8 protein-coding genes are annotated in these 14,076 nt (G+C 61.8%); 6 read left to right on the forward strand and 2 right to left on the reverse strand.

Going from position 1 to position 14,076, the window contains the following annotated elements; all coding sequences use genetic code 11:
• Positions 1 to 66 precede the first annotated feature (66 nt).
• The 4 genes from metH (at position 67) to AC6I6U_RS19595 (ending at position 6,696) form a co-directional block, all read left to right on the forward strand.
• Positions 67 to 3,777 (forward strand): methionine synthase, encoded by a 3,711-nt coding sequence (gene metH, locus AC6I6U_RS19580; protein ID WP_497877674.1) that lies wholly within the window; start codon positions 67 to 69, stop codon positions 3,775 to 3,777.
• A 44-nt stretch (positions 3,778 to 3,821) separates the two neighbouring features.
• Entirely contained in the window at positions 3,822 to 4,040 is a 219-nt protein-coding gene (locus AC6I6U_RS19585; RefSeq protein ID WP_497877675.1) for a DUF2970 domain-containing protein, read from the forward strand.
• A 519-nt stretch (positions 4,041 to 4,559) separates the two neighbouring features.
• Positions 4,560 to 6,218, forward strand: coding sequence for a nitrite/sulfite reductase (locus AC6I6U_RS19590; RefSeq protein ID WP_497877676.1), 1,659 nt, complete (start codon positions 4,560 to 4,562; stop codon positions 6,216 to 6,218).
• Positions 6,202 to 6,696: a DUF934 domain-containing protein gene (locus tag AC6I6U_RS19595; RefSeq protein ID WP_497877677.1), complete on the forward strand. Its 495-nt coding sequence runs from the start codon at positions 6,202 to 6,204 to the stop codon at positions 6,694 to 6,696. Before AC6I6U_RS19590 ends, AC6I6U_RS19595 begins: the two co-directional genes overlap by 17 nt.
• 40 nt (positions 6,697 to 6,736) lie before the next feature.
• On the opposite strand, the gene AC6I6U_RS19600 is transcribed toward AC6I6U_RS19595, so the two are convergent.
• Positions 6,737 to 11,611, reverse strand: coding sequence for an NEL-type E3 ubiquitin ligase domain-containing protein (locus AC6I6U_RS19600; protein ID WP_497877678.1), 4,875 nt, complete (start codon positions 11,609 to 11,611; stop codon positions 6,737 to 6,739).
• A gap of 106 nt (positions 11,612 to 11,717) precedes the next feature.
• Complete coding sequence (gene sohB, locus AC6I6U_RS19605) at positions 11,718 to 12,746, reverse strand: protease SohB (protein ID WP_497877679.1); 1,029 nt, start codon at positions 12,744 to 12,746, stop codon at positions 11,718 to 11,720.
• 206 nt (positions 12,747 to 12,952) lie between these two features.
• On the opposite strand from sohB, the gene AC6I6U_RS19610 reads away from it, so the two are divergent.
• A complete protein-coding gene (locus AC6I6U_RS19610) occupies positions 12,953 to 13,663 on the forward strand; it encodes a histidine phosphatase family protein (protein WP_497877680.1) in 711 nt (236 codons plus the stop codon).
• A 57-nt stretch (positions 13,664 to 13,720) separates the two neighbouring features.
• Complete coding sequence (locus AC6I6U_RS19615; protein WP_497877681.1) at positions 13,721 to 14,035, forward strand: SCP2 sterol-binding domain-containing protein; 315 nt, start codon at positions 13,721 to 13,723, stop codon at positions 14,033 to 14,035.
• Positions 14,036 to 14,076: the final 41 nt, after the last annotated feature.

Below are 14,076 nucleotides of genomic sequence, written 5' to 3' on the forward strand. Positions count from 1 at the left end.
GCTCTCAAAGCGTACAGGTTTGCTATCATCCCGGCTCTTTCTGTGTCCGTCTTTCCAGGTAGTCCCATGTCCGACCGCAGTGCTCGCCTCAACGCTCTCCAGCAGGCCCTCAAAGAACGCATCCTGATTCTTGATGGCGGCATGGGCACCATGATCCAGAGCTACAAGCTGGAGGAAGAGGACTATCGCGGCAAACGCTTCGCCGACTGGCCAAGCGACGTGAAGGGTAACAACGACCTGCTGGTCATCACCCGTCCGGATGTGATCGGTTCGATCGAAAAGGCCTACCTGGATGCCGGGGCGGACATTCTCGAAACCAACACCTTCAACGCCACCAAGGTGTCCCAGGCCGATTACGGCATGGAAGAGCTGGTTTATGAGCTGAACGTGCAGGGTGCGCGCCTGGCCCGCCAGGTGGCCGACGCCAAGACCCTGGAAACCCCCGATCGCCCACGCTTCGTTGCCGGCGTACTCGGCCCGACCAGCCGCACCTGCTCGCTCTCGCCGGACGTGAACAACCCCGGCTACCGCAACGTCACCTTCGATGAACTGGTGGAAAACTACACCGAGGCGACCAAGGGCCTGATCGAGGGCGGTTCGGACCTGATCCTGATCGAGACCATTTTCGACACCCTCAACGCCAAGGCGGCGATCTTTGCCGTACAGGGCGTGTTCGAGGAATTGGGCTTCGAACTGCCGATCATGATTTCCGGCACCATCACCGACGCCTCCGGCCGGACCCTGTCGGGCCAGACCACCGAAGCGTTCTGGAACTCCGTGGCCCATGCCAAGCCGATCTCCGTCGGCCTGAACTGCGCCCTCGGCGCCAGCGAACTGCGTCCTTACCTGGAAGAGCTGTCGGACAAGGCCAGCACCCACGTGTCCGCGCACCCCAACGCCGGCTTGCCGAACGAATTCGGCGAGTACGACGAACTGCCCGAGGAAATGGCCAAGGTGGTCGAGGAGTTCGCCCAGAGCGGCTTCCTGAACATCGTCGGCGGCTGCTGCGGCACCACGCCGGCACACATCGCGGCGATCGCCAAGGCGGTATCGGCCCATGCGCCGCGGGCCATTCCGGACATTCCCAAGGCCTGTCGCCTGTCCGGCCTGGAGCCGTTCACCATCGACCGCCAGTCGTTGTTCGTCAACGTCGGCGAGCGGACCAACATCACCGGTTCCGCCAAGTTCGCCCGGCTGATTCGCGAGGAAAACTACACCGAAGCCCTTGAAGTCGCCCTGCAGCAGGTGGAAGCCGGCGCCCAGGTGATCGACATCAACATGGACGAGGGCATGCTCGACTCCAAGAAGGCGATGGTCACCTTCCTCAACCTGATCGCCAGCGAACCGGACATCTCCCGCGTACCGATCATGATCGACTCCTCCAAGTGGGAAGTGATCGAGGCCGGCCTCAAGTGCATCCAGGGCAAGGGCATCGTCAACTCCATCAGCATGAAGGAAGGCGTCGAGCAGTTCATCCACCATGCCAAGCTGTGCAAGCGCTACGGCGCAGCGGTAGTGGTCATGGCGTTCGACGAAGCCGGCCAGGCCGATACCGAAGCGCGCAAGAAGGAAATCTGCAAGCGCTCCTACGACATCCTGGTCAACGACGTCGGCTTCCCTCCGGAAGACATCATCTTCGACCCGAACATCTTCGCCGTTGCCACCGGTATCGAGGAACACAACAACTACGCGGTCGACTTCATCAACGCCTGCGCCTACATCCGTGACGAACTGCCCTACGCCCTGAGCAGCGGCGGCGTGTCCAACGTGTCGTTCTCGTTCCGCGGCAACAACCCGGTGCGCGAGGCGATCCACTCGGTGTTCCTGCTGTACGCGATCCGCGCCGGGCTGACCATGGGTATCGTCAACGCCGGCCAGCTGGAGATCTACGACCAGATCCCGCAGGAACTGCGCGACGCGGTCGAGGACGTGATCCTCAACCGCACCCCGGAAGGCACCGACGCCCTGCTCGCCATCGCCGACAAGTACAAGGGCGACGGCTCGACCAAGGAAGCCGAAACCGAGGAATGGCGCAGCTGGGAAGTCAACAAGCGCCTGGAACACGCGCTGGTCAAGGGCATCACCACCCATATCGTCGAGGACACCGAAGAGTCGCGCCTGTCGTTCGCCCGCCCGATCGAAGTGATCGAAGGCCCGCTGATGGCCGGCATGAACATCGTTGGCGACCTGTTCGGCGCCGGCAAGATGTTCCTGCCCCAGGTGGTGAAGTCCGCCCGGGTGATGAAGCAGGCAGTGGCCCACCTGATCCCGTTCATCGAACTGGAGAAAGGCGACAAGCCGGAGGCCAAGGGCAAGATCCTGATGGCCACGGTCAAGGGCGACGTCCACGACATCGGCAAGAACATCGTCGGCGTGGTCCTGGGCTGTAACGGCTACGACATCGTCGACCTCGGCGTGATGGTTCCGGCGGAAAAGATCCTGCAGGTGGCCCGCGAAGAGAAATGCGACATCATCGGCCTGTCCGGACTGATCACCCCGTCGCTGGACGAAATGGTCCACGTAGCCCGTGAAATGCAGCGCCAGGATTTCCACCTGCCGTTGATGATCGGCGGCGCAACCACGTCCAAGGCGCACACCGCGGTGAAGATCGAACCGCGCTACAGCAACGACGCGGTGGTCTACGTCACCGATGCCTCGCGTGCGGTCGGCGTGGCCACCCAGTTGCTGTCCAGGGAACTGAAGGCCGGTTTCGTCCAGCGGACCCGCGATGAATACGTCGAGGTCCGCGAGCGCACCGCCAACCGTAGCGCCCGTACCGAGCGCCTGAGCTACGCCGCATCGATCGCGAAGAAGCCACAGTTCGACTGGAGCGACTACCAGCCGGTCAAGCCGACCTTCACCGGCAGCCGGGTATTGGACAACATCGACCTGCGCACCCTGGCCGAATACATCGACTGGACGCCGTTCTTCATCTCCTGGGACCTGGCCGGCAAGTTCCCGCGCATCCTCGAGGATGAGGTGGTCGGCGAAGCCGCGACCGCGCTGTACAAGGATGCGCGGGAGATGCTCGACAAGCTGATCGACGAGCAACTGATCAGTGCCCGCGCGGTGTTCGGCTTCTGGCCGGCCAACCAGGTGCAGGACGACGACATCCAGTTGTATGGTGACGACGGCCAGCCATTGGCCAAGCTGCATCACCTGCGCCAGCAGATCATCAAGACCGATGGCAAGCCGAACTTCTCCCTGGCCGACTTCGTTGCGCCACAAGGCAGCGGCCTCACCGACTACGTCGGCGGTTTCATCACCACCGCCGGCATCGGCGCCGAGGAAGTCGCCAAGGCCTACCAGGACAAGGGCGACGACTACAACTCGATCATGGTCAAGGCTCTCGCCGACCGCTTGGCCGAGGCCTGCGCCGAATGGCTGCACGAGCAGGTGCGCAAGGAATACTGGGGCTATGCCAAGGATGAGCACCTGGACAACGAGGCGCTGATCAAGGAGCAGTACAGCGGCATCCGCCCTGCCCCCGGCTACCCGGCCTGCCCGGACCACACCGAAAAGTCGACGCTGTTCAGCCTGCTCGATCCCGAGGCCAGCGAAGGCCAGGCCGGCCGCAGCGGCGTGTTCCTCACCGAACACTACGCGATGTTCCCGGCGGCCGCCGTCAGTGGCTGGTACTTCGCCCATCCGCAGGCGCAGTATTTCGCCGTGGGCAAGGTCGACAAGGACCAGGTCGAAAGCTACACCTCACGCAAGGGCCAGGAACTGTCTGTCAGCGAGCGCTGGTTGGCACCGAACCTCGGCTACGACAACTGAAAATTGTCTATGCTCTCCACACACAGACCTGTGTGGAGGGCTTTATGGACGATCCCATCGATAACAAGCCACCAACTTTCTGGCAGATGCTGCACAGCGTGATGGCCGCTGCGTTTGGCGTGCAGAGCGGGAAAAACCGGGCGCGCGACTTCACCCACGGCAAGCCCAGTCACTTCGTGATGCTGGGCATCCTGTTCACCGCAGTGTTCGCATTGACCCTGTTCGGTATCGTCAAGCTGGTGCTGCACTTCGCCGGTGTCTGAGACGGCTTCGCGGCTCCCCGCTCCTTCGGGGAACCGCGCTTCACTCCACCCCTGCCCCTCCTCGGAACCCGCAACGGTCGGGTGCGATTCCGGGAACAACGTTCAGGCCGGACCCTGCGGTCCGGTTACTGATGACTGACCCAGAACACCGCCGTGACCACCACCAGGATGATCAGGAACAGAATGGCCCAGGCATCGACTGCGCTGTCGCTTTTCCTTGTCTTGGTTGGATTGCTCATCGCATCGCCTCTTGTAGATTTTGTCGGTGATTGCTCGAAGACTCATCGACAGTTAAGACCACAATTGCCCCTACCACAACCAAGGTCTTTACGGCGCCGCCGTGCATATCGATTTTGGTTATGTTCATATTCAAAAACATCATTTTTGCACATAACCGCAAACTGCTATCGTGCGCCGGCTCCCCCTGGGGAGTGCGCGGCCGTGCGCGCGGAATTGTTCAGGTCTGGCGATGGCCCCCAGCCTTGCGACAGACCTATAAAGCCTGAAAACAGGATCAATATGTACGTATACGACGAGTACGATCAGCGAATCATCGAGGACCGCGTCAAGCAGTTCCGTGATCAGACCCGACGCTATCTGGCGGGCGAACTGAGCGAAGAAGAGTTCCGCCCCCTGCGCCTGCAAAATGGCCTCTACATCCAGCGCTTCGCGCCGATGTTGCGGGTCGCCGTGCCTTACGGCCAACTGACCTCGCGCCAGACGCGAATGATGGCCAAGATCGCCCGCGACTATGACAAGGGCTACGCCCACATCAGTACCCGGCAGAACGTGCAGTTCAACTGGCCGGCGCTGGAAGACGTTCCGGATATCCTCGCGGAACTCGCCACCGTGCAGATGCACGCGATCCAGACCAGTGGCAACTGCCTGCGCAACGTCACCACCGACCAGTTCGCCGGGGTCGCCGCCGACGAGTTGATCGACCCGCGCCCGTGGTGCGAAATCGTCCGCCAGTGGACCACCTTCCACCCGGAATTCGCCTACCTGCCGCGCAAGTTCAAGATCGCCATCAACGGCTCGACTGCCGACCGTGCAGCCATCGAAGTCCACGATATCGGCCTGGAAGCGGTACACAACGCCGCTGGCGAGCTGGGCTTCCGGGTGCTGGTTGGCGGCGGCCTGGGCCGTACCCCGGTGGTCGGTGCCTTCATCAACGAATTCCTGCCATGGCAGGACCTGTTGAGCTACCTCGATGCGATCCTGCGCGTGTACAACCGCTACGGTCGTCGTGACAACAAGTACAAGGCGCGGATCAAGATCCTGGTCAAGGCCCTGACGCCGGAAGTCTTCGCCGAGAAGGTCGAGGCCGAAATGGTCCACCTGCGCGGCGGCCAGACCACCCTGACCGAAGCCGAAGTCCAGCGTATCGCCAAGCACTTCGTCGGCCCGGCCTACCAGGCGCTGGAAGACCAGGGCGCCGAACTGGCCGCCCTCGACCAGCAGCACCCTGGTTTCGCCCGCTGGCGGACCCGCAACACCGTCGCACACAAGAAGCCGGGCTACATTGCCGTGACCCTGTCGCTCAAGCCGACCGGCATTGCGCCGGGCGACGTCACCGACAAGCAGTTCGACAAAATCTCCGACCTGGCCGACCGCTACAGCTTTGGCCAACTGCGCACCTCCCACGAGCAGAACATCATCCTCGCCGACGTCGAGCAGAGCCGCCTGTTCGAGCTGTGGGGCGAATTGCGCGAAAACGGTTTCGCCACGCCGAACATCGGCCTGCTGACCGACATCATCTGCTGCCCGGGCGGCGATTTCTGCTCGCTGGCCAACGCCAAGTCGATCCCGATCGCCGAATCCATCCAGCGCCGTTTCGACGACCTGGACTACCTGTTCGACATCGGTGAACTGGACCTGAACATTTCCGGCTGCATGAACGCCTGCGGTCACCACCACGTCGGCCACATCGGCATCCTCGGGGTGGACAAGAAAGGCGAAGAGTTCTACCAGGTCTCCCTCGGCGGCAGCGCCAGCCGTGATGCGAGCCTGGGCAAGATCCTCGGCCCGTCTTTCGCCCAGGACGACATGCCCGACGTGATCTCGAAGCTGATCGACGTTTACGTGGAACAACGTACCGAAGACGAACGCTTCATCGACACCTACCAACGTATCGGTATCGACCTCTTCAAGGAGCGCGTCTATGCAGCGAATCATTAAGAACAACGAGGTCGTCGACGAGACCTGGCACCTGCTGCCCAAGGACGCGACCCTCGACGGCATCACCAACTGTGACGACCTGATCGTGCCACTGGCCCTGTGGCGCGAGCATGGCCATGCCCTCAAGGCCCGCGACGGCGGCCTGGGCGTGTGGCTGGACGCCGATGAGGAGGCCGAGGAAATCGGCGATGACGTGCAGCACTTCCAGGTCATCGCCCTGAACTTCCCGGCCTTCACCGACGGCCGCAACTACTCCAACGCCCGCCTGCTGCGCGACCGCTACGGCTACAAGGGTGAACTGCGGGCAATCGGCGACGTGCTGCGTGACCAGTTGTTCTACCTGCATCGCTGTGGCTTCGACGCCTATGCCCTGCGCGCGGACAAGGACCCGTACGAAGCCCTGGAAAGCCTCAAGGACTTCTCGGTGACCTACCAGGCCGCCACCGACGAACCGCTGCCGCTGTTCCGTCGCCGCTGAGCCAGCCCTGCCCGTGCGCAACCTGCGCACGGGCCACCATTCACGCATCCAGGTCCGATGCGGGAATTCTTTCGAGTGCCTTGCGGGTCAGCGCAAGCACTTCACGCGACTGATCCTCGCGCCAAGCCTTGAGTTCATCACCCATCTGCGCCTCTAGTTCGATATCGATGAATTCATGCCAGTTGGGGTCACTTCTAGTCGTACGCCGGGCATCCAGCGCGGACACCACGGCCTGGTGCTGTTCATTGATGGGCTGGAAACGTTCAGGGTAATGCTCCTTCAGATAGTTGATCCAGAACTCCCGATCCGCCACAGCCTGCGCATAGGCCGGTGTCTGCTCCCGTGCCAGGACCTTGGCTTCAGCCTTATCGAGGTCCCGTGCCGTCACCCTGGCCAGCTCCTTGAACGTCATGTGCCCGGGCTGGCCTGGCAGCCCAAGGCGCTCCCTCAAGCCAATGCGATAGGCCAGCCTGACCTCGAGCGGATCGACCCGATGCGCACCCGCCACCGTCAGCCGTGCGTTGATGTCCACCTGGGCCAGGGCCTCGACTTCATCCAGGCGCCACAAGCCCCGCGCCAGTTTCAGCAGGTTGAGTTCTATAGCCGCCGGAGTACCCTCGGCCACGGCCCTGGCCTGGTACACCAAGGCCCGGACCGCCAGGTCGCTGAACACCAGCTCCGCGCCGTCGGAGCAGGTCTGCGGGTGCGAGGCCGCGACGAACAACTCTTCACGCAGGTCAGTGTAATGGCTGGCCGCATCAACCAGGCGCCAGACACGCAGGCTCAAATCCGGCAATGCCTCGCGGTATTCGGCAGTGGTCGTGAGGTCCGCCAACAGCTTGAAAAAGGCTTCGGAGCCTGATTGGCGGTACAACAGTCGCCATTGCCTTTCCTTCAAGATCTTCTGTTCGACGGAGATGCCCTCCACCCAATAATCGTACTCGCGCAGCGACGGGGTTCGCCGTACCGCATGCACACGCTGTCGACCCAGGGTGTCGATGCCAAAGTTGATACCGGTCTCGCGCTCATACCGCTGCAAGCGCAACAAGCCCTCGCTCGAAAGCGCCGGGTTGTCGTGAAGGTGAGTGATCCGGTTGATCGAGACCGGGCCGGAGTAGACCGACTCGGGAATCGTCGCGATCTGATTGTCCCGCAGATCCACACGCTGCAGGTTGCGCAACTGCGACAGCCCGATCGGCCAGCGATCCAACTCGGTATGCCGCAGCAAGAGGCTCTCCAGCTCGCCCATCTGGCTGACGTCAGGCGGCAGGAACAACGGGTTGTCAGAAAGGTTCAGGAACCTGAGCCGGGTCAGTCGGGCCAGTACGGCAGAGGCCTCGCTGTTCAACACGATCTGGTTGCCCGGCAGGTGCAGATGGACCAGCTCGGACATTTGCCCCAGCTCGGCGGGAAGACGACTCAAGTGATTGAACCCCATGGACAACCAGCGCAACTGCGGGAAACAGGACAAGAACGAGACCTCGGTGCTGGCGATGCCCATGTCGTTCATGAACAGAAATCCCACATGGTTGAAGTTGGCACTGATCGGCGGCAAGTCGCCGATCCGCATCCCCAGCAGGTCCAACTCGTAGAAGTGCTGGCCGCCCAACAGGTTGCGGTTGGACTGTCGCCTCCAGCAGGCCAGGATCGCATCGGCCACGCGCTGTTTGTTGTCGAGCAGCACAGGCGCGACCTGCGCGGTTCCCCGCACACGCCTCCACGTCCGGCGCTGCACCCAGCCGTCCAGGAGGCTGAACAACGTGTCGTACTCCTCACGCAAGCGTTCGAGTTCCACCATGCAGGCCGATTCGGGCAGCCGCAAGTCATGAAGAAAACGCCCCACTTCTTCTGCACTGAACCCCGGATAAAGGTCGCGCACCCGAGCGGTCAGGCGTTCGGAATACCCCAGGACGCTGCCGCGATCGCTCAGCGGATAGCCGATACGCCCCGAGGCCAGCCGCATCGGTGGCCTGAACCCACGGTTGAGCGGAGACAAACCAAGCGTGCGCTGTGCAGCATGAGGGTGCCGGGAAATCCGCTCGACAATCTGCTCCTTGAGCCAGGCTCCCGACGCCTTGCTGCTCATGCCCAAGGCAAGTCGGTCGGGCTCCGGCAGGGCATACGCCATGGCGTCGAACAGGTTGTCCGCGCGCCCCAGCTCTGTCCCTGAGTGATTGAATGCGTGGTACTGCCGGCCGATCCTGAGAATCACCCGCGGCGTGGCGATCTGCGCATCACCCACTGCTTCGACGGCCTCGCTGGTAAAGCGCTCCTTGCGCAGCTCGATTCGCAGCCCGGTGGCCGGCCAGCCCGGCAAGCACTTGAGGGTATGCAGCGCCAGGCGGTCCGACTGGGCATATTGCGGGCCCTGCAAGTACCAGCTCTCGCACACGCGGTTAAGCTGTACCTGCTTGAGATACCAGCGAATCTCCTCCGCGAGCCGCAGCGGCACGCGTTCGCTCAAGAGGTCGAGTTCGGCACTGTTGGCATGGGCGATCAGCTCACGGGCAACCGCTCCCGGCAAGCCTGGGAACACATCAAGGATACGCTTGACCCTGGTGTCATCGGTAATCTCGCTCGCCTTATACAACGCCTCGAACAGCCACTGCCTGCGTTGTGCGGCCCACTGCCTGAGCTGCTCACCCAAGGCCCGTACGCGCGCACCATTCTCCGTCAGGTCGGCACCGAACAGTGTGCGACGCTCGGATTCATCAAGCATGTTCAACGTCGACTTGAGCAAATCGCCATTACTCAGTTGCGAGTCGATGATCTGCAGCGAAGAAAACTGCTCGGACCTGCGCTCTCCATACTCCGCAATGATCTCCCCCACGCCATTGCAGACCTGAATGACACGATTTTTCGGCCAGTTGGGCAGCGCTGTCAGCACCCGCAGGCGCAGATCGCCTTGCTCCGGCGTTCGCGACAGGGCACCGGGCACCTCACCGAGAAAGTCACTGATGGCCTGGTCGATGCGAAAGCGCTTGATCGTATCAAGCAACAACGCGGGCGCCGGCTGATTGTCGGTCAGGGCTTTGCGCAACGCGTTCTCCTGCCCCGAACACAACTGGCGAATCTGCAGGCGCAACTGGTCGCCGAGCCCGACCAGCGGCTCACCGAAACGGCGGAACAATTGCTCCACTGGCCATTCCACCGCTCGTTCGTAAATCGTTTGCCAGAACCCCGTACGGTTGTACCTCAGTGGCACGGCGTGAAACCCCTCGCCCTCCGGATGTTCGATCTGCCATTGCAGGCGAGCCCGGTTGTATTTCACGCGATAGAATTTCCCCGCCTGCGACAGATAGAGATTGTCGCGAAACGGGTAAAGCCCCATGTCATTGACTCGCAGATGCTCCGGTAGACGGACGTCGGATTCATAGGGCGCAAGGTCGTTGCGCCACAATCGACGCTGGCCAGTCGGGGTTTCAACGGGAATCAGGGCATCGACCGATGCAGGGGCGCGAGCCTTGAACAGCAGGGTCTTGCCGCCCTTCACCACGACGGCGCCGAGGGCCAGCAGAGCGACGTCTTCCGCCACCCCCAACAGGTAGCTGATGGCTTCGCGTTTTTCGCCCAATTGCCAGGCCGACAAGCCGTCATAGACCTGCGTGACCATCTTCACCACGCTAGCTCCCAGAATGATCTGACTGATCACCGGCACGAACGACAAGGCCAGAACCAACAGACTCACACCGGCTTGTCGGTAGGCGTCCAGGCGCGCCTGACGCGAACGGGCATCGATATCGGCCGTCGGCACCGCCAATTGTCGCGCATGCGATTTGATCTGGCTGTACCGTTGCTGCTGGAAACTGGCGAACAGATCGCCATCGATGGGCACTTCCTTCAACGAGAAGAATTGCAGGATAGCCGGGACTGGCGGCCACTTGCGGTCCAGGGTGAGCAACCTGGCATTGAGGGTGCGCAGGAACCGTAGTCGATGGACCTCGGGAACGAAGCGGGTAAAAAACTGCTGGTACGTCGGGTCGCGAAGTTTCAGGGTCAGGTCATGTTCAAAGAGCGCGAACTGGCTGTAATGCTTCAATGGGCCGCGAGGGTCTTCGGGAATATAGGCAATGCAGGGTAACGTCGAGCCTTCCTGCAGTTGCGCGCCGATGAGCACCCAACCGCTCAGCTCGATGTCGAACATTTTCATCCGGCTGCAATGCAGCAGTTCGCCATCGAGTTTCAACCCGGCCTGCCCCTTGACCAATCCCTCCAGCACCTCGTAGGTCGCAAGGGTGATTTCACCCTTCATAAAGGCCATGTCGGCGGCCACCGCCAACGCGAGTTTGTCGTACTCGGCAAAGTGGTGCCTTACCGACGAGAGACCTGCAACCAAGGGTGGACCCGCAGGGTTGAACACACTGTCGATATGCTGCTGATAAAGGCCTCCCAGATCCAGCGTTCGACAGAGCCCGGCAAACTCCTCGGGGGCCAGCGACCGTCGGTGGCCCGCAGCGCCCACCGGGAATTGAATGGTCGCCTTGCCTGCCATGCCTCCCGGCTCGGCCTCGCCGGCATCGAAATTCTGCAGGGCAGCTTCCAACAGCGTCTGGCTGTGGGTGAAGGTATAGACTTTATCTTCGAAGAGCCCTGACAGGTAAGTGACATCGACGCGGACAAACCGGGCATCCTGCAGATCACGATGGCCGTTGAGCTGAAACTCCATCGCCTCGGCCAGGCGGGGCATGCAGAAGGCATCGATCTTCTGCAGCTGCGACATGATCCGCCGGACCTCGTGCCGTGCGCTTTCCAGCGCCAGCAGATGCTCACCGAACACCAGGCGCATGGGCGCTGGGGCCCGGTACAGCCAACGAGGAATCTTTTCCTTGATCGCATCGAAATGAATGCCTGCCTCGGCAGGTGTCGGGATTTGCTCAATGAGGCCTGTGTCTTCCATGCCAATCAACCTGGACATCCATTAGGGTATCCAGCGTAGTGAGCATCTGGCGGGAAAGAGCGTTACTTATCACTCGCCGCAGATTTCTATCGGCCTTTACCGATAGAAATCTGCGAGCAGGTACTTACCAGAAACGCTGGCGGGTCAGGCGATGCCAGCCGTCGAGCAGCACGCGTTCGAAGGACGCGCTGGCAGCCAGGCCGACACGCTCCTGCAGGCTCTTGCGTTCGGCGTAGTGCAGGTGGAACAACTCGGCGCTCCTGGCGCGCTCGGCCAGGTACTCGTCACTGGTGCGCAGTTCGTCGACCAGTTGCTTGTCCAGCGCAGCGACGCCCAGCCAGACCTCGCCAGTCGCAATGTCGTCGATCGCCAGTTGCGGACGATAGCGGGCCACGAAGTTCTTGAACAACTGGTGGGTGATATCCAGGTCCTGCTGGAACTTCTCGCGGCCCTTGTCGGTGTTCTCGCCGAACACGGTCAGGGTGCGCTTGTACTCGCCGGCGGTCAGCACCTCGAAGTCGATGTCGTGCTTCTTCAACAGCTTGTTGACGTTGGGCAACTGCGCCACCACGCCGATGGAGCCGAGTATGGCAAATGGCGCGCTGATGATCTTGTCACCGATGCAGGCCATCATGTAGCCGCCGCTGGCCGCGACCTTGTCGATGCACACCGTCAGCGGAACCCCGGCCTGGCGAATCCGTGCCAGTTGCGAAGAGGCCAGGCCATAGCTGTGGACCATGCCGCCGCCGCTTTCCAGGCGCAGTACCACTTCATCCTTGGGCGTGGCCAGGCTCAGCAGTGCAGTGATTTCATGGCGCAGGCCCTCGGTGGCACTGGCCTTGACGTCACCATCGAAGTCCAGCACGAACACCCGCGGCTTGGCCTGGGGTTGTTTCTGCTTCTTCTGTTTCTTGTCGTCCTTGCCCTGCTCCTTGCGCAATGCCTTGAGCTGATCCTTGTCCAGCAGGGTCTGCTCCAGACGCTCGCGCAGGCCCTTGTAGAAGTCGTTGAGCTTGCTGACCTGCAACTGGCCGGCGGACCGGCGTCGGCCCTTGCCGCGTAAAGACGCCGCAACCACCAGCACCACGATGATCGCGATGACCAGGGTCACGGTCTTGGCCAGAAAACTGGCGTACTCGGAGAGAAACTCCACGATAGCTCCTTAAAAATCCAGACAGCCCCGGTTTCGGCGGCGTGACGCCCCAAGCATACCGTCGGCTGGGCCTTGCGGCCAGCCGCTGTCACGGTGCGATACAAGTCTCTAACAAACATTTCAAACGAGCGTATGTTTTTTCATTGACAGCTCTCCGGCATCCTCATAACCTCGCCAGAACTTCAACGTACCGGGATGACGCGGACGTGGGCAGCATTTATCTGATTCGACATGGCCAGGCCTCCTTCGGTGCGGACGACTACGACGTCCTCTCGCCGGTGGGCGTGCGCCAGGCGCAGATACTCGGCCAGCACCTCGCCGAACTGGGCCTGAGCTTCGACCGCTGCCTGGCCGGCGACCTGCGTCGCCAGCAGGACACCGCTTCGCTCGCCCTGGAACAGTTTGCCGCTGCCGGTATGCCGGTACCGCCGCTGGAAATCGATGCCGCCTTCAACGAGTTCGATGCCGATGCGGTGATTCGCGCGCTATTGCCCGCCATGCTGCCCGACGAGCCCGAAGCCCTGCACATCCTGCGCAACGCCGCGCAGCACCGTGGCGAGTTCCAGCGCATCTTCGCCCTGATCATCGAACGCTGGCTCGATGGCAGCCACGACCCGCAGGGCCTGGAAAGCTGGCTGGGCTTCGTCGAGCGGGTCGATGCTGGCCTGCAACGGATCCTGGAACGTGCCGACAGTACCCAGAAAATTGCCGTGTTCACCTCCGGCGGCACCATTACCGCCCTGCTCCACCTGATCACCCGGATACCCGCCAGGCAGGCCTTCGAGCTGAACTGGCAAATCGTCAACACCTCGCTCAACCAGCTCAAGTTCCGTGGCCGCGAGGTGGCCCTGGCTTCCTTCAACAGTCAGACCCACTTGCAACTGCTGAAGGCGCCGGAACTCATCACTTTCCGTTGAGAACCGGCCAACCGTGACCCTTGGGGTCGCTGTAATCACCCATAAAAGGATCGAACCATGACTGCTGTAGCCAAAGCCGTAGAAGCGATGAAAGCCAAATTCAACCCAAGCGCCGCTGCCGGCCTGGATGTTGTGTTCGGTTTCCGTATCGATGAAACCCAGCACTTCTCGCTGATCGTCAAGGACGGTACCTGCGACCTGCAGGAGGGCGAGAACCCGGATGCCAACGTGACCCTGGTGACCGATGGTGAAACCATGGAAGGCATCGTCAAGGGCGAAACCGACGGCATGCAAGCCTTCATGAGCGGCAAGCTGCGTGTCGAAGGCGACATGATGCTGTCGATGAAATTGAGCGAGCTGTTCCCGGCCTGATACCGGCAACACAACGCTTGAAGACAAAAGCCAGGGATGTC

It is taken from the genome of Pseudomonas sp. UTLPPB19802 (assembly GCF_059730225.1).

Coding starts and splice junctions, on each gene's coding strand:
- AC6I6U_RS19615 (WP_497877681.1), top strand. CDS start 13,721: ATGACTGCTGTAGCCAAAGCCGTAGAAGCGATGAAAGCCAAATTCAAC.
- AC6I6U_RS19590 (WP_497877676.1), top strand. CDS start 4,560: ATGTACGTATACGACGAGTACGATCAGCGAATCATCGAGGACCGCGTC.
- AC6I6U_RS19585 (WP_497877675.1), top strand. CDS start 3,822: ATGGACGATCCCATCGATAACAAGCCACCAACTTTCTGGCAGATGCTG.
- metH (WP_497877674.1), top strand. CDS start 67: ATGTCCGACCGCAGTGCTCGCCTCAACGCTCTCCAGCAGGCCCTCAAA.
- AC6I6U_RS19595 (WP_497877677.1), top strand. CDS start 6,202: ATGCAGCGAATCATTAAGAACAACGAGGTCGTCGACGAGACCTGGCAC.
- AC6I6U_RS19600 (WP_497877678.1), bottom strand. CDS start 11,611: ATGTCCAGGTTGATTGGCATGGAAGACACAGGCCTCATTGAGCAAATC.